This is a genomic window from Amycolatopsis sp. lyj-23 (assembly GCF_046549135.1).
In the GTDB taxonomy this organism is placed as follows: domain Bacteria; phylum Actinomycetota; class Actinomycetes; order Mycobacteriales; family Pseudonocardiaceae; genus Amycolatopsis.
On the sequence record NZ_JAJPWN010000005.1, the window covers coordinates 146,184 to 167,592 of the forward strand.

Annotated in this window: 17 protein-coding genes; 8 read left to right on the forward strand and 9 right to left on the reverse strand. The window is 72.2% G+C overall.

Annotation, left to right across the window (positions count from 1 at the left end):
* Window positions 1–291 precede the first annotated feature (291 nt).
* From gltB to ACLJPY_RS13350, 4 genes are all read left to right on the forward strand, one after another.
* Complete coding sequence (gene gltB, locus ACLJPY_RS13335; protein ID WP_410588522.1) at window positions 292–4,845, forward strand: glutamate synthase large subunit; 4,554 nt, start codon at window positions 292–294, stop codon at window positions 4,843–4,845.
* The gene (locus tag ACLJPY_RS13340) at window positions 4,838–6,346 is read left to right on the forward strand and encodes a glutamate synthase subunit beta (RefSeq protein ID WP_410588523.1); all 1,509 of its coding nucleotides are present in this window, start codon (window positions 4,838–4,840) and stop codon (window positions 6,344–6,346) included. Before gltB ends, ACLJPY_RS13340 begins: the two co-directional genes overlap by 8 nt.
* Before the next feature lie 195 nt (window positions 6,347–6,541).
* Window positions 6,542–7,429, forward strand: coding sequence for a peptidase (locus ACLJPY_RS13345; protein ID WP_410588525.1), 888 nt, complete (start codon window positions 6,542–6,544; stop codon window positions 7,427–7,429).
* Window positions 7,426–7,641, forward strand: coding sequence for a hypothetical protein (locus ACLJPY_RS13350; protein ID WP_410588527.1), 216 nt, complete (start codon window positions 7,426–7,428; stop codon window positions 7,639–7,641). Before ACLJPY_RS13345 ends, ACLJPY_RS13350 begins: the two co-directional genes overlap by 4 nt.
* 10 nt (window positions 7,642–7,651) lie before the next feature.
* Here the strand turns inward: ACLJPY_RS13350 and ACLJPY_RS13355 are convergent, their stop codons facing one another.
* Entirely contained in the window at window positions 7,652–8,251 is a 600-nt protein-coding gene (locus ACLJPY_RS13355; RefSeq protein WP_410588529.1) for a hypothetical protein, read from the reverse strand.
* Between the two features lie 24 nt (window positions 8,252–8,275).
* On the opposite strand from ACLJPY_RS13355, the gene ACLJPY_RS13360 reads away from it, so the two are divergent.
* Window positions 8,276–9,667 carry a class II 3-deoxy-7-phosphoheptulonate synthase gene (locus tag ACLJPY_RS13360; RefSeq protein ID WP_410588530.1) on the forward strand — a complete coding sequence of 464 codons (1,392 nt, stop codon included), beginning with the start codon at window positions 8,276–8,278 and terminating at the stop codon, window positions 9,665–9,667.
* Window positions 9,668–9,676: 9 nt separating this feature from the next.
* On the opposite strand, the gene ACLJPY_RS13365 is transcribed toward ACLJPY_RS13360, so the two are convergent.
* From ACLJPY_RS13365 to pknB, 5 genes are all read right to left on the reverse strand, one after another.
* Complete coding sequence (locus ACLJPY_RS13365) at window positions 9,677–10,993, reverse strand: wax ester/triacylglycerol synthase family O-acyltransferase (protein WP_410588532.1); 1,317 nt, start codon at window positions 10,991–10,993, stop codon at window positions 9,677–9,679.
* A 186-nt stretch (window positions 10,994–11,179) separates the two neighbouring features.
* Window positions 11,180–11,884, reverse strand: a complete 705-nt coding sequence (locus ACLJPY_RS13370; RefSeq protein WP_410588534.1) for a hypothetical protein — start codon at window positions 11,882–11,884, stop codon at window positions 11,180–11,182.
* Between the two features lie 133 nt (window positions 11,885–12,017).
* Window positions 12,018–13,526 carry an SPFH domain-containing protein gene (locus ACLJPY_RS13375; RefSeq protein ID WP_410588536.1) on the reverse strand — a complete coding sequence of 503 codons (1,509 nt, stop codon included), beginning with the start codon at window positions 13,524–13,526 and terminating at the stop codon, window positions 12,018–12,020.
* Between the two features lie 111 nt (window positions 13,527–13,637).
* Window positions 13,638–13,847, reverse strand: coding sequence for a hypothetical protein (locus ACLJPY_RS13380; RefSeq protein ID WP_410588537.1), 210 nt, complete (start codon window positions 13,845–13,847; stop codon window positions 13,638–13,640).
* Window positions 13,844–15,883, reverse strand: coding sequence for a Stk1 family PASTA domain-containing Ser/Thr kinase (pknB, locus tag ACLJPY_RS13385; protein WP_410588538.1), 2,040 nt, complete (start codon window positions 15,881–15,883; stop codon window positions 13,844–13,846). The genes ACLJPY_RS13380 and pknB overlap by 4 nt, the downstream gene beginning before the upstream one ends.
* Window positions 15,884–15,986: 103 nt before the next feature.
* On the opposite strand from pknB, the gene ACLJPY_RS13390 reads away from it, so the two are divergent.
* The 3 genes from ACLJPY_RS13390 (at window position 15,987) to ACLJPY_RS13400 (ending at window position 18,009) form a co-directional block, all read left to right on the forward strand.
* Window positions 15,987–16,355, forward strand: a complete 369-nt coding sequence (locus tag ACLJPY_RS13390) for an Rv2175c family DNA-binding protein (RefSeq protein ID WP_410588540.1) — start codon at window positions 15,987–15,989, stop codon at window positions 16,353–16,355.
* Between the two features lie 481 nt (window positions 16,356–16,836).
* Window positions 16,837–17,247 carry a hypothetical protein gene (locus ACLJPY_RS13395; RefSeq protein WP_410588541.1) on the forward strand — a complete coding sequence of 137 codons (411 nt, stop codon included), beginning with the start codon at window positions 16,837–16,839 and terminating at the stop codon, window positions 17,245–17,247.
* Between the two features lie 240 nt (window positions 17,248–17,487).
* Window positions 17,488–18,009 carry a CGNR zinc finger domain-containing protein gene (locus ACLJPY_RS13400; protein WP_410588543.1) on the forward strand — a complete coding sequence of 174 codons (522 nt, stop codon included), beginning with the start codon at window positions 17,488–17,490 and terminating at the stop codon, window positions 18,007–18,009.
* Window positions 18,010–18,012: 3 nt separating this feature from the next.
* On the opposite strand, the gene ACLJPY_RS13405 is transcribed toward ACLJPY_RS13400, so the two are convergent.
* From ACLJPY_RS13405 to crtI, 3 genes are all read right to left on the reverse strand, one after another.
* Window positions 18,013–18,792 (reverse strand): LLM class F420-dependent oxidoreductase, encoded by a 780-nt coding sequence (locus tag ACLJPY_RS13405; protein WP_410588545.1) that lies wholly within the window; start codon window positions 18,790–18,792, stop codon window positions 18,013–18,015.
* Between the two features lie 250 nt (window positions 18,793–19,042).
* Entirely contained in the window at window positions 19,043–19,939 is an 897-nt protein-coding gene (locus ACLJPY_RS13410; protein WP_410588546.1) for a phytoene/squalene synthase family protein, read from the reverse strand.
* A complete protein-coding gene (crtI, locus tag ACLJPY_RS13415; protein ID WP_410588547.1) occupies window positions 19,936–21,408 on the reverse strand; it encodes a phytoene desaturase family protein in 1,473 nt (490 codons plus the stop codon). Before crtI ends, ACLJPY_RS13410 begins: the two co-directional genes overlap by 4 nt.
* Window position 21,409: the final 1 nt, after the last annotated feature.

Sequence of the window (21,409 nt, forward strand, 5' to 3'; positions counted from 1 at the left end):
TGTAACACGTTCTAGTGATCGGGGACACACCCGGACGATCACGTCACGCCGGTCTCGGCTGGGGTTTCCGGGCCGTATACTTAGCGGAACGAACTACCGGGAACCCATCAGGAACTACGTCGTTCCGCGCAGCCAGATCGTTACCGTCCGACGTCGTCCGGGGCGCGCTGAGATGCTGCTGCGGTGTTTCCCAGGTGTTAAAGTCGCGCTAACAAGCGGGCCATCGTCGTCCCGTGCGCTCCCCGGCCGGTAGCCCGGCCCCGCACGAACAAGACGACGAAGGAGGTCCCGTTGATCTTCTCCGCCATGCCCGGCAAGCAGGGTCTGTACGACCCGGAGACCGAGCAGGACTCCTGCGGTGTGGCCATGGTGGCCGACATCCGCGGGCGCCGCTCCCACGGCATCGTCACCGACGGCCTGGCCGCGCTGACCAACCTCGACCACCGCGGCGCCGCCGGCGCCGAACCCACCAGCGGCGACGGCGCCGGCATCCTGCTGCAGCTGCCCGACACGCTGTTGCGCGCGGAAGCCGGTTTCGAGCTGCCCGAACCCGACGAACGCGGCCACCACACCTACGCGGCCGGCCTCGCTTTCCTCCCCGAAGACGCCGAGCAGCGCCGCAAGGCCGTCGAACTGGCCGGACGCATCGCCGTCGAAGAAGGCCTGGAGGTCCTCGGCTGGCGGGAGGTCCCGGTCGACGCCGACCGCGCCGACATCGGCCCGACCGCCCGTTCGGTCATGCCGCACTTCGCCATGCTGTTCGTCACCGCCGACGGAAAAGCCGGGCTGGAGCTGGACAGGCTCGCCTTCTGCCTGCGCAAGCGCGTCGAGCACGAAAGCGTTACCGCCGGCTGCGGCACGTACTTCCCGTCCCTGTCCTCGCGGACCATCGTCTACAAGGGCATGGTGACGCCGGAGCAGCTGCCGGCGTTCTTCGGCGACCTGCGTGACGAACGCCTGGAAAGCGCCATCGCCCTGGTGCACTCCCGCTTCTCCACCAACACCTTCCCGTCGTGGCCGCTGGCCCACCCCTTCCGGTTCGTTGCCCACAACGGGGAGATCAACACCATCCGGGGCAACCGCAACCGCATGCGGGCGCGCGAGGCGCTGCTGGAATCCGACGTCCTCCCCGGCGACCTGAGCCGGCTGTTCCCGATCTGCTCGCCGGACGCGTCGGACTCCGCGTCCTTCGACGAGGTCCTCGAGCTGCTGCACCTGGGCGGCCGGTCGCTGCCGCACGCGGTGCTGATGATGATCCCGGAGGCGTGGGAGAACCACGCCACCATGAAGCCCGAGCGCCGCGCGTTCTACCAGTTCCACGCGAGCCTCATGGAGCCGTGGGACGGCCCGGCCTGCGTCACCTTCACCGACGGCAGCCTGGTCGGGGCGGTGCTGGACCGCAACGGCCTGCGCCCGGCGCGCTGGTGGCGCACGGCCGACGACCGCGTCGTGCTGGCCAGCGAGGCGGGCGTGCTGGACGTCGCTCCGAAGGACGTCGTCGCCAAGGGGCGGCTCAAGCCCGGCAAGATGTTCCTGGTCGACACCGAGGCCGGCCGAATCGTGGACGACGAAGAGGTCAAGTCCGCACTCGCCGCCGAGCTGCCCTACGACTCGTGGCTGCACGCGGGCCTGCTGAAGATCGCCGAACTGCCCGACCGCGACCACGTCGTGCAGAGCCACGACTCCGTGCTGCGCCGCCAGCTTTCCTTCGGCTACACCGAAGAAGAGCTCAAGATCCTGCTCGCGCCGATGGCCGAGAAGGGCGCCGAGCCGATCGGCTCGATGGGCTCCGACACGCCGGTGGCGGTGCTGTCGCAGCGGTCCCGACTGCTCTACGACTACTTCAAGCAGAACTTCGCCCAGGTGACCAACCCGCCGCTGGACGCGATCCGCGAGGAGCTCGTCACCTGCATGGCGCGGATCATGGGGCCGGAGCGCAACCTGCTGGCCCCCGGCCCGGCGTCGTGCCGGCACCTGAAGCTGCCGTACCCGGTCATCGACAACGACGAGCTCGCCAAGCTCATCCACATCAACGACGACGGCGACCTCCCCGGCTTCGCGTGCAGTGTCCTTTCCGGACTGTACGAAGTGGACGGCGGCGCCGAGGCGCTGGCGGGCGCGATCGAGCGGGTCCGGCGGGAGGCGTCCGAGGCGATTGCGGCCGGCGCGCGCACGCTCGTGCTGTCCGACCGCGACTCCGACCACCGGATGGCGCCGATCCCGTCGCTGCTGCTGGTCTCCGCGGTGCACCACCACCTGGTCCGCACCAAGGAACGCCTGCGCGTCGCGCTGGTCGTCGAATCCGGGGACGCGCGCGAGGTGCACCACATCGCGCTGCTGCTCGGCTACGGCGCCGCCGCGGTCAACCCGTACCTGGCCTTCGAGACCATCGAGGACATGATCGGGCAGGGCGCGGTCACCGGCATCGAGCCCGCCAAGGCGATCCGCAACTACGTGCAGGCGCTGGTCAAGGGCGTCTTGAAGATCATGTCCAAGATGGGCATCTCGACGGTCGGCGCGTACACCGCCGCCCAGGTCTTCGAATCCCTCGGCCTGAGCCAGGACCTGCTGGACGAGTACTTCACCGGGACGTCGTCGAAGCTCGGCGGCGTCGGCCTGCAGGTGCTCGCCGAAGAGGTCGCGACGCGGCACCGCCGTGCGTACCCGGACAACCCGACCGACCGGGTCCACCGTGGACTCGAGACGGGCGGCGAGTACGCCTACCGCCGCGAGGGTGAGCTGCACCTGTTCACGCCGGAGACGGTGTTCCTGCTGCAGCACGCGTCCAAGACCGGCCGCGACGAGGTCTACCGCAAGTACACCGACGAGGTGCACCGCCTCTACCGCGAGGGCGGCACGCTGCGCGGGCTGTTCTCGTTCAAGGACGGCGTCCGCGAGCCGATCCCGCTGGACGAGGTGGAGCCCGCCGAAGCGATCTTCAAGCGCTTCAACACCGGTGCGATGTCCTACGGCTCGATTTCGGCCGAGGCGCACGAAACCCTGGCCATCGCGATGAACCGCATCGGCGGCCGGTCCAACACCGGCGAGGGCGGCGAGGACCCCGAGCGGCTCTACGACCCCGAGCGGCGCAGCGCGATCAAGCAGGTCGCGTCCGGCCGGTTCGGCGTCACGAGCGAGTACCTCGTCAACGCCGACGACATCCAGATCAAGATGGCGCAGGGCGCGAAGCCGGGCGAAGGCGGCCAGCTGCCGCCGAACAAGGTCTACCCGTGGATCGCGCGCACCCGGCACTCGACGCCGGGCGTCGGCCTCATTTCGCCGCCGCCGCACCACGACATCTACTCCATCGAGGACCTGGCCCAGCTGATCCACGACCTCAAGAACGCCAACGAGCACGCCCGCATCCACGTGAAGCTGGTGTCCTCGCTCGGTGTCGGCACGGTCGCGGCCGGCGTGTCCAAGGCCCACGCGGACGTCGTGCTCATCTCGGGCCACGACGGCGGCACCGGCGCGTCGCCGATGAACTCGCTGAAGCACGCGGGCACGCCGTGGGAGATCGGCCTCGCCGAGACCCAGCAGACGTTGCTGCTCAACGGCTTGCGCGACCGGATCACCGTCCAGGTCGACGGCGCCATGAAGACCGGGCGGGACGTCGTCATCGCGGCGCTGCTCGGCGCCGAGGAGTACGGCTTCGCGACGGCCCCGCTCGTCGTCGCGGGCTGCATCATGATGCGCGTCTGCCACCTCGACACCTGCCCGGTCGGCGTCGCCACGCAGAGCCCGGAGCTGCGCAAGCGCTACACCGGCCAGGTCGAGCACGTCGTCAACTTCTTCAAGTTCGTCGCCGAAGAAGTCCGGGAAACCCTGGCGGCGCTGGGCTTCCGCACGCTCGACGAGGCCATCGGCCACGCCGAGCTGCTGAACACCGACGACGCCGTCGACCACTGGAAGGCGTCCGGTTTGGACTTGGCGCCGATCTTCGAGATGCCTTCGGAGACGCCGTACGGCGGCGCCAAGCGGCGCACCCGCGGCCAGGACCACGGCCTCGAGCACGCCCTGGACCGCACGCTCATCCAGCTCGCCGAGGCGGCGCTGGAAGACGCGCACCAGGTCAACATCGAGCTGCCGGTGCGCAACGTCAACCGGACGGTCGGCACGCTGCTCGGCTCGGAGATCACCCGCCGCTACGGCGGCGACGGCCTGCCCGAGGGCACGATCAACGTCACGCTCACCGGCTCGGCGGGCCAGTCGCTCGGCGCGTTCCTGCCGCGCGGCATCACCCTCGACATGGTCGGCGACGCGAACGACTACGTCGGCAAGGGCCTGTCCGGCGGGCGGATCGTCGTCCGCCCCGACCCGGACGCGACCTTCGCCGCCGAGGCGCAGACGATCGCGGGCAACACGATCGCCTACGGCGCCACCGGCGGCGAGATCTTCCTGCGCGGCCAGGTCGGCGAACGCTTCTGCGTCCGCAACTCCGGCGCCACGGTGGTCGCCGAGGGCGTCGGCGACCACGCGTTCGAGTACATGACCGGCGGCCGCGCGGTGGTGCTCGGCCCGACCGGGCGCAACCTGGCGGCCGGCATGTCCGGCGGCATCGCCTTCGTCCTCGACGTCGACGCGAAGAAGGTCAACCAGGACATGGTGGACCTGCTGCGCCCGACCGCCGACGACCTGGCGTGGCTGAAGAAAACCGTGCAACAGCACTACGATCTCACCCGCTCCGCGGTGGCGGCCTCGCTGCTCGGCGACTGGCCGCGCCGGTCGGTGGCGTTCACGAAGGTGATGCCGCGCGACTACCAGCGGGTCCTGGACGCGGCGAAGGCGGCTCGCGCTGCCGGCCGCGACGTCGACGAGGCGATCATGGAGGCCGCTCGTGGCTGACCCGACCGGTTTCCTGAAGTTCGAGCGCGAAGAGCCGAAGAAGAAGTCCACAGAGGAGCGGCTCGCGAGCTGGGGCGAGGTCTACGCGGACGTCGACCCGGCCGAGCGCAACGAGCAGGTGCGCAAGCAGGCGTCGCGCTGCATGGACTGCGGCATCCCGTTCTGCCACTCCGGCGGCTCCGGCTGCCCGCTGGGCAACCTGATCCCGGAGTGGAACGACCTGGTCCGCCGCGGCGACTGGGCCGCGGCGAGCGACCGGCTGCACGCCACCAACAACTTCCCCGAGTTCACCGGGAAGCTGTGCCCGGCGCCGTGCGAGGCGGGCTGCGTGCTGTCGATCTCGCCGCTGTCGGGCGGGCCGGTGTCGATCAAGCGCGTCGAGCAGACGATCGCCGACCAGTCCTGGGAAGCGGGTTACGTCCAGCCGCAGGTGTCCGAAGTGTCCAGTGGACGGCGGGTGGCGGTCGTCGGCTCCGGGCCGGCCGGGCTCGCGGCCGCCCAGCAGCTGACCCGCGCCGGGCACGAGGTCACGGTGTACGAGCGCGACGACCGCCTCGGCGGCCTGCTGCGCTACGGCATCCCCGAGTTCAAGATGGAGAAGAAGGTCCTCGACCGGCGCCTGGCGCAGCTGCGCAAGGAAGGCACCCGGTTCGTCACGGGCTGCGAGGTCGGCGTCGACCTGTCCGTGGAAGACCTGCGCGCGCAGTACGACGCCGTCGTGCTGGCGGTGGGCGCGCTGCGCGGCCGCGACGACACCACGACGCCGGGGCGCGAGCTCGCGGGCATCCACCTGGCGATGGAACACCTGGTGCCGGCCAACAAGTACGTCGAGGGCGACGGCCCGCCGTCGGTCGACGCCAACGGAAAGCACGTCGTCATCATCGGCGGCGGCGACACGGGCGCGGACTCCTACGGCACGGCCACCCGCCAGGGCGCGCTGTCGGTGACGCAGCTCGACCAGTACCCGATGCCGCCGACGGCCCGCGACGACGAGCGCTCGCCGTGGCCGACGTGGCCGTACATCCTGCGCACGTACGCGGCGCACGAGGAGGCGGGCGAGCGGAAGTTCGCGGTGGCGGTCAAGCGGTTCGTCGGTTCCGAAGAGGGCCGCGTGACGGCGGTGGAGCTGCAGCAGGTCCGGGTGCAGAAGGACCCGGCCACCGGCCGCCGCGAGGTCATCCCGGTGAACGACGAGGTCGAGACGCTCCCGGCGGACCTGGTCCTGCTGGCGATCGGCTTCGAGGGCGTCGAGGAGATGCCGCTGCTGGACGGGCTCGGCCTGTCGCTGACCCGCCGCGGCACGCTGTCGTGCGGCGCGGACTGGCAGACGGAGACACCGGGCGTGTTCGTCTGCGGCGACGCCCACCGCGGTGCTTCCCTGGTGGTGTGGGCGATCGCGGAAGGCCGTTCGGTGGCCAACGCGGTCGACACGTACCTGACGGGGGCGTCGGACCTGCCGGCGCCGGTCCACCCGACGGCGCTGCCGCTCGCGGTCGTCTGATCATGCGTTCCGGAGGCCCCCTCACCGCTGGTGAGGGGGCTTCCGTCGGTCAGCCCGCCGAGGCGGAGGCCCGGTAGAGGCGAACGGTGGCCGGGGAAACGGCCGAACGGTGGCTGTGCGGTCTGTGTACGGGCAATTACGTTCGAGAGTTGTGTCGCCTTTGCGACGATTCACTTCTGCGGAAGGTGGGGCGTCTTGAAGCACACGAAACTCCGGGCCGCGGTGGTCACCGCCGTCCTCTCCCTCGCGTTCGCCCTGGCCGGCCCACCCGCCCAGGCCGCACCGAAACCGTTCTGGACGCCCGACGCGATGCGGGCGGCCGTGCCGATGGACTCGCTCGTGAAAGCCCCGGCCGGCACGCCGAAGGACGTCGCACGCGGGCAGAGCGCGCTCATCCGGAGCATCCCGAACGGCGGGGGTCCCTGGACCGGCGGCGGCAAGGTGACCCGGACGGCCGGGCGCGTGTTCTTCCTTTTCAACGGCCAGAAGGCGTCCTGCTCCGGTGACGCCGTCACCAGCGCCAACGGCAGCGTCGTCGTCACCGCGGGGCACTGCGTGAAGTACCAGGGCACCTGGCACACGCAGTGGGTGTTCGTGCCCGGCTACGACAACGGCAACGCGCCCTACGGCCAGTGGACGGCGAAGACCACCCTCACCACGCCGCAGTGGGAAGCGAGTGAAGACATCAACTACGACGTCGGCATGGCCGTCGTCAACCCGCTGAACTCCCAGCGGCTCACCGACGTCGTCGGGGCGCAGGGCATCGCGTTCAACCAGCCGAAGAACCAGAACATGTACACCTTCGGCTACCCGGCCGCGGCGCCGTACGACGGCACGAAGCTGATCTACTGCAGCGGCACCACGTTCACCGACTTCCTGTTGACCAAGGACCACGGCATGAATTGCAACATGACCGGCGGATCCAGCGGCGGCCCGTGGTTCCTGTCGTTCGACGAAAGCACCGGCGCCGGCGTGCAGGCCTCGGTGAACAGCTTCGGCTACAACTTCCTGCCGGGCTACATGTTCGGCCCGTACTTCGGCACCGACGCGCAGAACCTGTACAACCGCGCGCAAGCCGCGTGATCCACGGCCAGGGGACGGAGCCGAGGTTCCGTCCCCTGGCGGCGCCGAATCCGGCGATCACGCCGCCGTTCACCGCGTATTCCGAAAGCAACGGCAGCCAGAACGACTGGTGCCTGTTCCCGCAGCCGAACTACGCGGGATTTCCACTTCGCATTCCGGCGTTTTCGAGCGCCAACGTGTGGTCGACGGTCGCCTCGGCGCGGCCCTGCTGAAGACCGCCGGTCACGTCAACGCGGTGAGCAGCAGCGCCCAGTAGCCGCCCCCGCCGACGAGCACGCCCATCAGCAGGCCGGCCAGCACCTCCGGGGTGGTGTGGTCGCGCAGCGCGACGCGCGACCACATCACCCAGGCGGCCGGCAGGGCGAGCAGCAGCCACCACGGCCCGTAGGTCAGCGCCAGCACCACGACCGCGGCCCAGGCCACCGCGGCGTGCAGGGAGATCTTGAACTTCGCGCCGAACGTGATCGCCACCGCGACCACCAGGCTCGCCAGCATCGACGCCGCGAGGGCGACCAGCTGCGCGGGCGCACCGCCGGCCAGCAGCACGGCGAAGCCGAGGCCGAGCGACACCCCGGCGACCAGCAGCGGGACCCGGCGCCCGGCCCGGTTCGTCACGTGGTGGCCGTCCCACTTGCCTCGCCTCGCCCCGCGGACGATCACCGCCATCGGGATCAGCGAACCGGTCACCGAGATCAGCAGTCCCCAGGCCAGGGCGGGGAGCGGGCGGTGGCCGGTGGCGGCCCAGGCGACGGCGAGGGGCAGCGTGAGGACCCACACCCAGGGGGCCAGGACCTCGGTGGCCAACCGGGCGAAGCGCAGCACGGCGCGAACCTTATCCTGGACTGCGTGAACTGGACTGTGGACGTCCCCGTCGACACACTGCCCGAGCTGCCGCCGCTGCCGCCCGAACTGCGGGAGCGGCTCGACACCGCGCTGGCGCTCCCGGCCGCCCAGCAGCCGGAGTGGCCCGACCCCGAGGCGACCCGGCGGGTCCGCGGCGTGCTGGAGAGCGTGCCGCCGATCACCGTCCCGGCCGAGATCGACCGGCTGAAGAGCCGGCTGGCCATGGTCGCCCGCGGTGAGGCCTTCCTGCTCCAGGGCGGCGACTGCGCGGAGACGTTCGAGTCCAACACCGAGCCGCACATCCGGGCCAACCTGCGCACGCTGCTGCAGATGGCCGTCGTGCTGACCTACGGCGCCAGCCTGCCGGTGGTCAAGGTCGGCCGCATCGCCGGCCAGTACGCGAAGCCGCGTTCGGCCGCGACGGACGCCCTCGGCCTGCCGGTGTACCGCGGCGACATCATCAACTCCCTGGTCGCCAAGCCCGAGCTGCGCGTGCCGGACCCCGGCCGGATGATCCGCGCCTACGCGAACGCGGGCGCCGCGATGAACCTGGTCCGCGCCCTCACCGCGGCCGGCATGGCCGACCTGCACCAGGTGCACGACTGGAACAAGGACTTCGTGTCGGCGTCCCCGGCGGCGCAGCGCTTCGAGTCGCTGGCCAACGAGATCGACCGCGGCCTGCGGTTCATGTCCGCCTGCGGCGTCACCGACACATCCCTGCAGTCGACCGAGATCTTCGCCAGCCACGAGGCGCTGCTGCTCGACTACGAGCGTTCGATGCTGCGGCTGGACCAGGCCGACGCGGCCAACCCGAAGCTGTACAACCTCTCGTCGCACTTCCTCTGGATCGGCGAGCGGACCCGCCAGCTGGACGGCGCGCACATCGCGTTCGCCGAGCTGCTGGCCAACCCGATCGGGTTGAAGATCGGCCCGACGACCACGCCGGAGCAGGCTCTGGAGTACGTCGAGCGGCTCGACCCGCGCCTCGAGCCGGGCCGCCTGACGCTCATCGCGCGGATGGGCAACGGCAAGGTCCGCGAGGTGCTGCCGGCGATCGTGGAGAAGGTCGAGGCGTCCGGGCACAAGGTCATCTGGCAGTGCGACCCGATGCACGGCAACACCCACGAGTCGTCGACCGGGTACAAGACCCGCCACTTCGACCGGATCGTCGACGAGGTCCAGGGCTTCTTCGAGGTGCACAACAAGCTGGGCACCTACCCGGGCGGCATCCACGTGGAGCTGACCGGCGAGGACGTCACCGAGTGCCTCGGGGGCGCCCAGGAGATCTCCGACGTCGACCTCTCGGGCCGCTACGAGACGGCCTGCGACCCGCGCCTGAACACCCAGCAGTCGCTGGAGCTGGCGTTCCTGGTCGCGGAGATGCTCCGCGGCTGACGTCCCTCGTCAGCAGGCGTCCAGCAGGCGGGACGCGGACTTCAGGACCGCGTCCCGCAGCGAGCCGACGTCCGGGACCGCCGCGCCGTTGACCTGCAGTCCGATGTGGACCGAGTCCCGGTACGTCGCGACCGCGATGCCCACCGCGTGACGCGGGGCCAGCGGCACGAACGGGTACACCTCCGCCAGCCGCGCGCCGTCCAGGGACAGGCGGGCCGGGGGCAGCGGGACCGCGGTGATCACCAGGTCGAACAGCAGCGGCGCGGCCTGGCCCGCCGTGCGCGTGCCCAGGCGGTGCAGCAGCGGCGGGACGCGCCCGGCCAGCAGCGGCAGCGCGCCGGCGCCGCGGCTCGGGCCCGCCGCCTTGTTGCGGGTCATCGCCCGGCGGACCACCCGCAGCCGCTCGACCGGGTCGTCCTCGCCGACCGGCAGGTCGCACAGGTAGCCGGAAAGCTTGTTGCCGCCGAGCTGCTCGGCCGCCCGGCCGCGCACGCTCACCGGGATCAGCGCGCGCAGCGTGCGGCCGTCGGCGCGCTGCCCGCGGTTCACCAGCCACTCGCGCAGCGCGCCCGACAGCACCGCCAGCACGACGTCGTTGGTCGTGCCGCCGTGCGCGCGGCGCACCCGGCGCAGCTCGGTCAGCGGCAGCCGCACGAACCCGAGGCGCCGCTCGGCCGACAGCGGCGCCGACACCGGTGACAGCGGCGGGCGCGCGGCCCGCACCACCGAGGACGCGATCCCGGCGGCCTCGTTCGCCTGGCCCCACACCGTGCCCAGCGCGCCCTTCACCGTGTCCAAAGTGGAGCGCGGAGCGGGGATGGGCCGGGACGGCGCCGAGCTGCGTTCCGGCAGCTGGACGCCGTCGAGGAGCCCGGCGGCGACCGCGTACGCCCCGGCGCCGTCGGTCAGCGCGTGGTGCAGCTTGAGCAGGAGCGCGAACTTGCCGTCCGGCAGCCCGGTCACCAGCGTCAGGTCCCACAGCGGGCGGGCCGTGTCAAGCGGCTCGGCGATCCACTGCGACGCGTACGCGGACAGGGGGTCCGGTTCGTACAGCGAACTCAACACGACGTGGTGAACGTGGTCGGCCGCCACGAAACCCGGGTCGTCGGCCCAGCGCGCCGAGCCCGGCGGGAAGAGTTCCGCGCGCGCCCGCTGGCGCAGCTTCGGCAGCCGGGCGGCCCGTCGCGCGAGCAACGCCGTCAGCGCGGCCGGGTCCACCGGGCCGCGGGCGGTGAAGGTGACCACCGCCCCCATGTGCATCGGGGTCGTTTCGCTTTCCAGGCAAAGGAAAGCGACGTCGAGTGCGCTGAGCGGCGAGCCTGCCATGGGCGACCTTTCCGGGTTCGCGGTGGGGCGCACGGCCTCGTGCGTCGGAAGGGGAGGAACCCACTGCACCAGCCCGACGTGACGGCCGGGTGGTCGAAGTGTTTCCACGACGCTAACTACCCACCCCGTTCGTCCGTTCGAGACACCCCGGGCCGCGGTGCCCCGGCTCACAGCTCGGGAAAGGGGTCATTCCCCTGGAGCATGCCCCGGTTCTTCCGCCCGGGCCACCGGCGTGCCCCAATCGGGGGTCAGCGCGACCTGCTTGCCGACGCGGCGCACCGGCAGGCCGTTCACCTGCCGCCTGCCGAGCCCCGGCCAGATCTCCGCGGCGTCCTTCGCCGCGGACCGGATGGCGCCGCCGTCGAGGGTCGTGCGGGTCTCCGGGATGTCCCGGTCCGTCCACTGCACGACCAGCTTCAGCGGGCCGGCCGAGGGGAGCGGCCAGAGGAACACCTCGTGCTCGACGGCGAACCGCGTGCCGCCGACCGGCTGGGCCCGCAGCACCGGGTCATCCGGTTCGGAGGCGGACGGCACCGAGACCGTCTCGGAGCTCGCCCGGCTGCCGTCGGCGTAGAGGACGCCGATGAGCAGCCCGTTGTAGTCGGGTTTGCGCCGGTGGTCGATCAGGCCCTCGGCGGGGTCGTCGACCAGGCTGTCCCGGGAGTACACCGTGACGCGCAGGGTCAGCGCCTCGGGCCACACCTCGATGGCCCGCAGCGCGACCACCGTGCGGTCGGAGCGGCCCAGCGGCTGCGCCCACGGCAGCACGGCCGGGACGATGTACTCGCGCGGGGGATCCGTCCAGTGCCGTCCGTTGAACGCGTAGAGCTCCTGTTCCGGGACGGGGAACAGGGGACGCTCGCGAGGACCGCCGGTGAAGAAGCTGCTCATCGGGCGGCCCGCGACACGCTGTCCGGCACCATGCGCCCACGGTAGGACAACCGCCCGGGAATTTCCGCCCCCGATCGGGCGTACGGCCCCGGCTTCCCGTGATCCGGGACGCCAGGGCCGTACGCAGCGTGACCTACTGGTCGCTCAGCTTGAGCTCCCCGTTCTTCCGCGCGTGCTCTTCGAGCTCCTTCTCGGTCGGCTTGCCCATCGCGTCCATCAGCTGACGGGCCAGGCCGAGACCGGTTCCGCCGAGCGAAAGGGCCTTCGCGAACATGTCGGACATGCCGTCGGCGCCGTTGAGCACGACCATGTGGTCGACGTTGCCGAACGCGCTCGCGCCGGCCTCGACGATCTCCGGCCAGCGCTCGGCGAGCTGCTGCGCGACGACGGCCTCCTGGTTCTCCGCCAGCGCCGCGGCACGCGCCTTGATGGCGTCCGCTTCGGCGAGCCCCTTGGCGCGGGCCGCCTCGGCTTCGGCGAGACCGCGAGCCTTCGCGGCTTCGGCCTCCGCCAGGCCGCGGGCCTTGGCCGCGGCGGCCTCGGCCTCACCGGTCGCCCGGGTCGCGCCCGCCATCGCCTCGGCGCGGGCCTTCGTGGCCTGGGCCTCGGCTTCGGCGGCCGTCTTGACGCGGGTCGCGTCCGCCGCGGCCCGCAGCTCGGTCTCCTTCGCCTCGGCCTGGGCCTTGGCGATCGAGGCGTCACGGGCGGCGTCGGCCGTGGTCCGCGTGTCGTACGCCTTCGCGTCGGCCGGCTTGCGGACCTGCGACTGCAGCCGCTGCTCGGCCAGCGCCGCTTCGAGTTCGGCCGCGCGGGTCTCCTGGACGACGACCTCCTGGCGCGCGGTCGCCTCGGCCAGCGGCCCGGACTGCGACGCCTTCGCCCGCGCCTGGTCGACCTCGGCCTGGTAGCCGGCCTGCTGGATCTGGCTCTCCCGGACGGCGGCCGCCTTCTTCGCGGCGGAGACCTGCTCGACCTCGGCGGCCTCCTGGTCCCGCTGCGCCTCGGCGATCCGGGCCGACGCGGCGATCGCGGCGGCGTGCGGCTTGCCGAGGTTGTTGATGTAGCCGGACTCGTCGTCGATCTCCTGGATCTGCAGCGAATCGACGATCAGCCCCAGCTTGATCATCTCGTTCGCCGAGGACTGCCGGACCTCGCCGGTGAGCGCGTCCCGGTTGTGGATCATGTCTTCGATGGTCAGCCCGCCCACGATCGAGCGCAGGTGCCCGGAGAACAGCTCGTGGATCGTGTCGTTCATGCCCTTCTGCTGGTCCAGGAACCGGCGGGCGGCGTTGGCGATCGAGGCGTAGTCGTCCCCGACCTTGTAGATGACGACGGCCCGCACGGTGACCGGCAGCCCCTGTTTGGTGACGCAGGAGACCTGCAGGTTGACCCCGCGCGTGTCGAGCGACAGCCGCCGGGCGGTCTGGAACCCGGGGATGACGTTGACCCCGCGCCCGGTGATGATCTTGAAGCCGAGGCTGTCCGCGGTCTCGGCCCGGTCGACGCGGACCCCCAGCCCGGAGATGATCAGCGCTTCGTTGGGCTCGGCGACCTTGTAGAGCAGCCGCAGGATGCCGAAGACGACGATCAGTACGGCGATGACGCCACCGGCCGAGACCAGCAGGATTTGCACGAGGCTCATGGCACCGACCCCCTCGCTTTTCTGTTGTGGGTGTGTTGGTGCCTCTTCGACGCCACCGGCGGCCCGGGGGTTGCCACCGGGGGAAGGGAATTCCGCGGCCCGGAACGGCGGTCAGCGGGTCAGCGACTGCCACCGTTCGACGTACACCGTCCGCGGCGGCTCGAAGTCCACCACGAGCACCTGCGTGCCCAGCTTGAACGTCTCCTCCGGGTCCGCCGGGTACGCGTAGAACGCCTCCGTGCCGCCTCGGACGTTCAACAGCACTTCGCCGATGAGGCCGGGGCCGATCGTGCCCGTCACGCGGCCTCGGCTGCCGATCATCCCCCGAAGCCCTTCAGCTTGACCTTCGAGCCCTTCGCCACGAACGAGCCCGGCTGCGGGTCCTGCTGGAAGACGAAGTCGAACCCGCCGCCGTTGCCGCGCCCGTGACCGCCGCCGTCGCGGTCGGCCTTCAGCCCCGCCTGCTCCAGGAGCTTCTGGGCGTCTTCGAACGACCGGAACCGGACGTCCGGCACCTGCACGGCGTTGTTGACGAACACGCCGATCCGCTTCGCCTTCGCCGGCGAGTTGGCCGGCGGGTCGGTGCGGGTGACGGCACCGGCCGGGACGTCCTGCTTGAACTCCTCGCCCGCCTGGAACGGCTCGAACCCGGCCTGCTGCAGCGTCTGGAACGCCTCGTCCTTGGGCCGGCCGGTGACGTCCGGCACCGGCGGCAAGGGGATCGGGCCCTTCGACACGATGATCGTGACCTGGCCGCCGATCGTCAGCTGGCTGCCCGCCGACGGCGTCGTGCGGATGACCGCACCCTGCGGGACCTCGGCGTCGAAGTCGTCGGCGCCGCGGACCGGGGTCAGCTGCGCCGCCTTGATCGCCTGCTCGGCGTCGGGCACCGCGGTGCCCGGCCGGACGTCCGGCACCTGCGGGCGGCCCTTCGACAGCACCACCGACACCGTCGCGTTCGGCGACAGCGGCGTGCCCTCGGCCGGGTCGGCGCGCAGCACGGTGTTCGACGGCGCCGTGTTGTCGTACTCCTGGCTGAACTGCGGGTTCAGCTTCACCGCGCGCAGCGCGTCACCGGCCGCGGCCTGGTTCAGCCCGACGAGCTTCGGCACGCGGGCGGTCTTGTCGCCGCCGGTGTCGGTGAGGATGAACGCGAACGCCCCGATCAGCCCGCCGAGCAGCAGCACCGCGGCGGCGATCACGAGGGCCCGCTTGCGGTTGTCCCGCGGCGGCTGCTCCGGCTCGGGCCGGCTGCGGCGCCGCGGCGGTGGCGTCACCGGCGGGATCTGCGTGGTCAGCGGCGGGATCTGCGTGGTCAGCGGGCCGGCGGCGTGGTGCAGCGCCCGCGTCGCGTTCGGCCGGTGCACCGGCATCGTCTTCGCGGTGTCCGGCACCTGCGGGATCCGCGGCAGCGTGCGCTCGGTGTCGGCGAGGTCGCCCTGGTTGTGGGACACCGGGATCGGCACGGTCACCGGCAGCAGCCCCAGCTGGGCGCGCACCGCGGTCAGCTCGGTGAGGAACTCGCCGGCGTCGGCCGGGCGCGCCTGCGGGTCCCGCCGCGTCGCGCGCACGATCAGGTCGTCGAGCGCCGGCGGCAGGTCCGGGCGCAGCTCGCTCGGCCGCGGGACGTCGTCGTTCACGTGCCGGTAGGCCACCGAGATGGCCGTATCACCCGTGTAGGGGACCTGACCGGTCAGCATTTCGTAGAGCAGGATCCCGGCCGAGTAGACGTCGCCGCGCGCGGACGCCGCGCCGGTGGCGACCTGCTCGGGGGAGAGGTAGGCGACCGTGCCGAGGATGACGCTCGAACTCGTCGTGCCCGCGCTCGCCACGGCCCGCACCAGGCCGAAGTCCGCGACCTTCACCGCCCCGCCGGTCTGCTGGCCGACCCGGCCGATCAGCACGTTCTCCGGCTTGACGTCCCGGTGCACCAGCCCGGCCCGGTGCGCGGCGGCCAGCGCCGACAGCACGGGCTCGGCGACGCTCAGCGCCAGCGCGACGTCCAGCGAGCCGTGGTCGTCCAGCAGGTCGCGCAGCGTCCCGCCGTCGACCAGCTCCATCACCAGGAACGCCAGCCCGGACTCCGCACCCGGCGGCAGGTCGAACCCCTGGTCGTGCACCGCCACGACGTGCGGGTGGTGCAGCTGCGCCGCCGACTGCGCCTCCCGCACGAACCGGTCCACGAACGACCGGTCGTCGGCGAAGCGCGGATCCATGATCTTGATCGCGACCGGACGATCCAGCCGGGTGTCCGTCCCCCGGTAGACGGAAGACATTCCGCCGTGGGCGAGCAGCCGGTCCACCCGGTAGCGCCGCTCCAAGAGCGTGCCGACCAGGCTGGGTTGGGTGCGTGTCACGAGTATGGATGGTACGGAACCGCGCACTCCTCGTGGAGGAGACCTGGCGGGTCACCCGTGCGCACTAGCGGGTGCGGGGACCGAATGTGGCACAGTGTCACCTGTGAGTGGGATTCCTGTCGCCGAAGACATCCTCGACACCGCCATCGCGGTCCTCCCCTTGACGGAGGTGGCGACCGTCCTCGGGACTTCGACCAACAAGGTGCGGCAGATGCTGCGCGACGGGCAGCTCATCGCGCTCAAGCGCGGCGGTGAGCTGTGCGTGCCCAGCGACTTCTTCGTCAAGGACGGCGTGGTCAAGGGCCTGACCGGGACGATAACCGTGCTCGCCGACTCCGGGTTCTCCCGGACCGAGATGCTGCGGTGGCTGTTCACCGCCGACGACACGCTGCCCGGGAGCACGCCCATCAACGCCCTGCGCACCAGCCACGGCACCGAGGTCAAGCGGCGCGCCCAGGCCATGGCGTTCTGACCGGCGTTCTGACCGGCGTTCTGACCTGCGCGAACAGCTGAGAGCCGCGGCCAGCTGAACGGCGGCCGCGGCGATCAGGCACGCCGGCAGCGACCACGCGGCCAGCGGACCGGCCAGCGCCGCGCCCGCGGCCAGCCCGGTGATCTTCATGCTCGCCGCCGTCGTGAACACCTGAGCGCGGACGTGCTCGGGCGCTTCGCGGTGGCGGATCGCGAACAACGCCGTGAGCTGCGGACCTTCGGCGAACCCGGCCAGCACTGCCGCCACGAAGACGCCGCGCCCGCTCGCGGCGACGAGGCAGCTCGCCGCGAGCAGCAGGGTGCTCAGCCAGACGGTCCGGTCGGGCGCCCACGGCAGCGGTTTCTTGGCGAGGACGGCGTTCGCCGCCAGCGACGCCACGGCCAGGACGGCCAGCAGCAGCGCGCCGTCCGCCGGGCCGCGCAGCTGCGCGGCGCCCAGCAGGGGATAACACACGGTCACCATGCCGATGCTGGTGCAGGAGATCGTCGAGGCGACGGTCGCCCGACGCAGCGGCGCGTTGCGCATCAGGACCCGGAAGCTGTCCTTGAGCCGGGTCGGCTTCGGTTCCCGCCGCGGCAGCACCCACGCCAGCGGGACAGCGGCGGCGACCATCCCGACCGCGACGACCAGCCCGGCCGCACCCCCGAGGAGCCCGGCCAGGCCGGGACCGGCGAGCGCGGCGGCGGTGAACGTCATGGCGTCGAAGCGGCTGGCCCGCGGCAGCCCGGGCCCGGCGACGGCGGGCAGCTGCGCGGTCCAGCCGCCGGCGATGGCGGGGTTGAGCAGGCCCGCCGCGACGGCCACGGCGACGACGGCGGCGAGCGACAGGTGCCCGAAGGTGGCGCTGACCAGGGCGAGCCCGGCCGCGTAGCCGCCGAGGGCGACGGCGAGCAGCCGTCCGGGCGCGCCGCTGCGGTCCAGCAGGGCGCCGAACCCCGGCCCGCCGACGGCGGCGGCCGCGGTCAGCCCGGCGAGCAGCGCCGAGCCCCCGTGCGGACCGGCGGTCAGCCCGAGCAGCAGCAGCGCGGGCCCGGACAGCTCGTCGCCGGTCCGGGCGAGCGTGGCACCGACCAGGTAACGCCTTATCACGGCCAAGACGTTACAGTGGGGCATGGCCTTTCCGCACCGGAATTCCGTGCAGCGCGCGGTCGACCTGCTGGGTGTGTTGCTGGTGTCGTCCCCTGACCCGGCCTCGGTGGCCCAGGTCCTGCGCGAGCACGGCGAACCGGACGTGTCGCTGTCCCCGGACGACGTCTCGGAACTGCGCGCGGCGGCGGTTTCACTGCGAGAGGTGTTCGCGGCGCCCGACGTCGCTTCGGCGGCTTCGGTGCTCAACGCGCTGTTCGCGGCGTACGCGGGACCGCCGCGCCTGACGGACCACGAGGCGGGCTACGGCTGGCACCTGCACGTCGACGCGGCCGACGACGGGCCGTGGGGCGCGTGGCTGGTGACGTCGTCGGCGCTGGGACTGGCGTCCCTGCTGGCGGAGCGGCAGGACGTGCCGGGCGGGCTGTGCGCGTCACCGGCGTGCGGGAAGCCGTTCGCGCACACGGGAGGCGGCAGCCCGCGGAAGTTCTGCTCGTCCCGGTGCGCGACACGCGAACGCGTCGCCGCGCACCGGGCGCGCGGGTGAAGCTCAGCCCTGGGTCTTGTCGCGCCAGGCGATCCAGGACTTCAGGGCGTCGAGGTCGTAGTCCGGGCCGCCGACGCCGACGGTGAACGTCGTGACGCCCAGGTCCAGCAGCTTCGGCCCGAGCTCGTCCGGCTCACCCTGGACACCGCACGACCGCTCGATCTCGGCCGGGTCGCGGCCGACGTCGGCGCAGTGCCGGTCGAGGACCTCGACCTTGCGGGCGACGACCTCCGGGTCGCCGAAGCCGTGCCAGATGTCGCCGTGCTTGGCCACCAGCTTGAGCGTCTTCTTCTCGCCGCCGCCGCCGATCAGGACCGGGATCTTGCGCGTCGGCGCCGGGTTCAGCTTGCCGAGCCTGCTTTCGATCCGGGGGAGGGACTCGGCGAGGTCGTCGAGGCGGCCGCCGGCGGTGCCGAACTCGTAGCCGTACTCGTCGTAGTCCTTCTCGAACCAGCCGGACCCGATGCCGAGGATGAGCCGCCCGCCGGAGATGTGGTCGACGGTGCGGGCCATGTCGGCGAGCAGTTCGGGGTTGCGGTAGCTGTTGCAGGTGACGAGGGCGCCGATTTCCACCCGGGACGTCGACTCCGCCCACGCGCCGAGCATCGTCCAGCACTCGAAGTGCTTGCCGTCGGGATCGCCGTAGAGCGGGTAGAAGTGGTCCCAGTTGAAGACGATGTCGGCCCCGAGCTCTTCGGCGGCCGACGCGGTGCGCCGGATGCTGTCGTAGTCGGCGTGCTGCGGCTGGAGCTGCAGGCCGATCCGGATGCGTCGTTCGGTCATGATCGCAGCCTACGACCGCTCTCGAGCTTCCCGCGCGCCCAGCGGGCCGGCCGAGGGGTAGCGCGACCGCCAGCCGCTTCGGGACCACCGCCCGACCGGTCGGGAGTAGTGGCCTGTGGCGAGCATGCTGTGTCCGCTCAGCGGCGCCAGGTGGCGCGCACCAGTGCGGGTCCCGCGATGGCCAGCCGCTTCGGAACCACCGCCCGCCCGCTCAGGAGTCGCGGCCGGTGAGCGAGCATGCCGTGCCCGTTCACCGGCGCCAGGCCACGCGCACCAACGCCGGTCCCGCGACCGCCAGCCTCCGCCGCTTCGAGACCACCGCCCGCCGCGTCAACACGTCGTAGTCCAGCGCGACGATCTCGTCGAGGATCCCTTCGTACAGCGTCAACGCCGTCCGCACGCACGGCCGCGATTCCGGGCGCAACCACGCGACTCCCGCTTCGGCCCGCCGGTACACCGCCCGCGTCCGCGCGACGAAGTACGCCAGGGCCGCCCGGATCCGCGGGTCGGGGCGGCGAGCCTCGAGCAACGCGCGCGTGACGCCGAAGGCGGCCAGTTCCGCGGTGGGCAGGTACAGCCGCCCGCGGTCGAGGTCCTCGCCGATGTCGCGCAGGAAGTTCGTCAGCTGGAACGCCTCCCCGAGCGCGATCGCCCCCGGGGCAGCCTCGGCGAGCGGGCCCACCGTGCCGAACACCGGCAGCAGCTGCAGCCCGATCACCGCGGCCGAGCCGTACACGTACTCGCCCAGCTCGGCGAACGTCCGGTACTCGACCGGCGAAAGGTCCGCCCGCATCGACTTCAGGAACGCGTCGAACAGCTCCCGCGAAAGGCCGTGGCGCCGCACCGTGTCGGCCAGTGCCACCAGCACCGGCTCGTCCGGGGTGCCGCCGGAGAACACGACGTCGACCAGTTCACCGACCCGGTCGAGTGAAGCCGCGGGGTCGCTGCCCGGCGCCGGGTTGTCGACCAGCTCGTCCGCCATCCGCGCGAAGCCGTACAGCGTGTGCGCGGCGGGCCGGGCGCGGGGCGGCAGCAGCCGCGTCGCGAGGAAGAACGTGCGTCCGTAGTGGGCGTTGATGCGCCGGCACTCCGTGTACGCGGCCCGCAGCTCCGGCGCGTGGATGCCCGCCGCGTCGAGTTCGTTCACCGGCCGGTGATCCGTTCCGCCGCCAGGCGGCCGGAGATGAGCACCGGCGGGATGCCGACGCCGGGGGTGGTGCCGCAGCCGGCCAGGACGACGTTGGCCGCCGCGCGGACCAGGTTCGCCGGCCGGAACGGACCCGTCTGGGTGAACGTGTGCGCCAGCGAGAACGGCGTCCCGGCCGTGAGCCCGCGCGCCGCCCAGTCCGCCGGGGTGATCGTCTCGTCGACGGTGAACTCGCCGCCGAACCCGCTCAGCCCGCGCGCTTCGAGCGTGCGGAAGAGCTCTTCGCGGTACGGCCCGCGGAGGCGGTCCCAGTCGATCGGCCCGCGACGCAGGTTGGGCGCGGGCGCGAGCACCGAGACGATCTCGCCGCCGCGCCCGGCCAGCCCCGGGTCGGTCGCCGTCGGGCGGGTGACCAGCAGCGACGGGTCGCTCATCAGCTTGCCCTCGCGGATGATCTCGGCGAACGTCCGCTCCCAGGCGCCGCCGAAGAAGATCGTGTGGTGGCCGAGGTCCCACTTCTCGCTCGTCCGCCCGTGCAGCACCACGGCGGACGGCGAATACCGCAGCGGCACGACTCGCCGGGGCCGCGCCCCGATGAGCTGGTAGGCGGTGCCGAGTTCGGTGGCCAGCACGACGGCGTCGCACGCGATCCGCTCGCCCGAGCGGGTCCGGACCGCGCGCACCCGCGAATTCACCCGCTCGAGCCACGCGGCTTCGGTGCCGAACCGCACGTCCGCGCCCGCCCGCGCGGCCGCCCCGGTCATCGCCCGGCCGATTTCGCCCATCCCGCCTTCGGGGTAGTAGACGCCGCCGACGGTGTCCATGTAGGCGATGACGCCGTACGCGCCGATCGCGCGCGCCGGGTCGAGGCCCGCGTAGAGCGCCTGGAACGTGAACAGCCGCCGGACCCGCTCGTCTCGCAGGTAGCGGGCGACGCGGGGGCCGAGCCTGCCGAACCCGCCCAGCGCGCCGAGCCGCGCCAGCTCGGGACGGGCGAGGTCGAGCGGCGAGTCGAAGTTCGCCGCGAGGAAGTGCTCCTTCTGCACGGTGTACAGCTCGGTCAGCCAGCGGCGCAGCGCCCGGTAGCCGGCCGCCTCGCGGGCGCCGGCGAAGGCGCGGATCTCGGTCTCCATCGCCTCGCCGTCCGTGCGCAGCGCCAGCGTGCTGCCGTCGGCGAACCGCGCCCGGTACGCCGGGTCGAGCCGGGTCAGGCGCAGGTTCTTGGCCAGGGTCTCGCCGACCGCGGCGAACGCTTCTTCGAGCAGCTCCGGCATGGTGAGCACGCTCGCGCCGGTGTCCACGGCGTTGCCGTCGAAGCTCTGCTGCCCGGTGCGGCCGCCGGGGGTGTCCGCCTGCTCCAGCAGCGTGACCTGCCGTCCGGCCCCGAGCAGGTGCAGGGTCGCCGAAAGCCCGGCCAGTCCCGCCCCGATGACGACGACGTGGTCGGCCGGCCGGTCGATCGTCCGCACG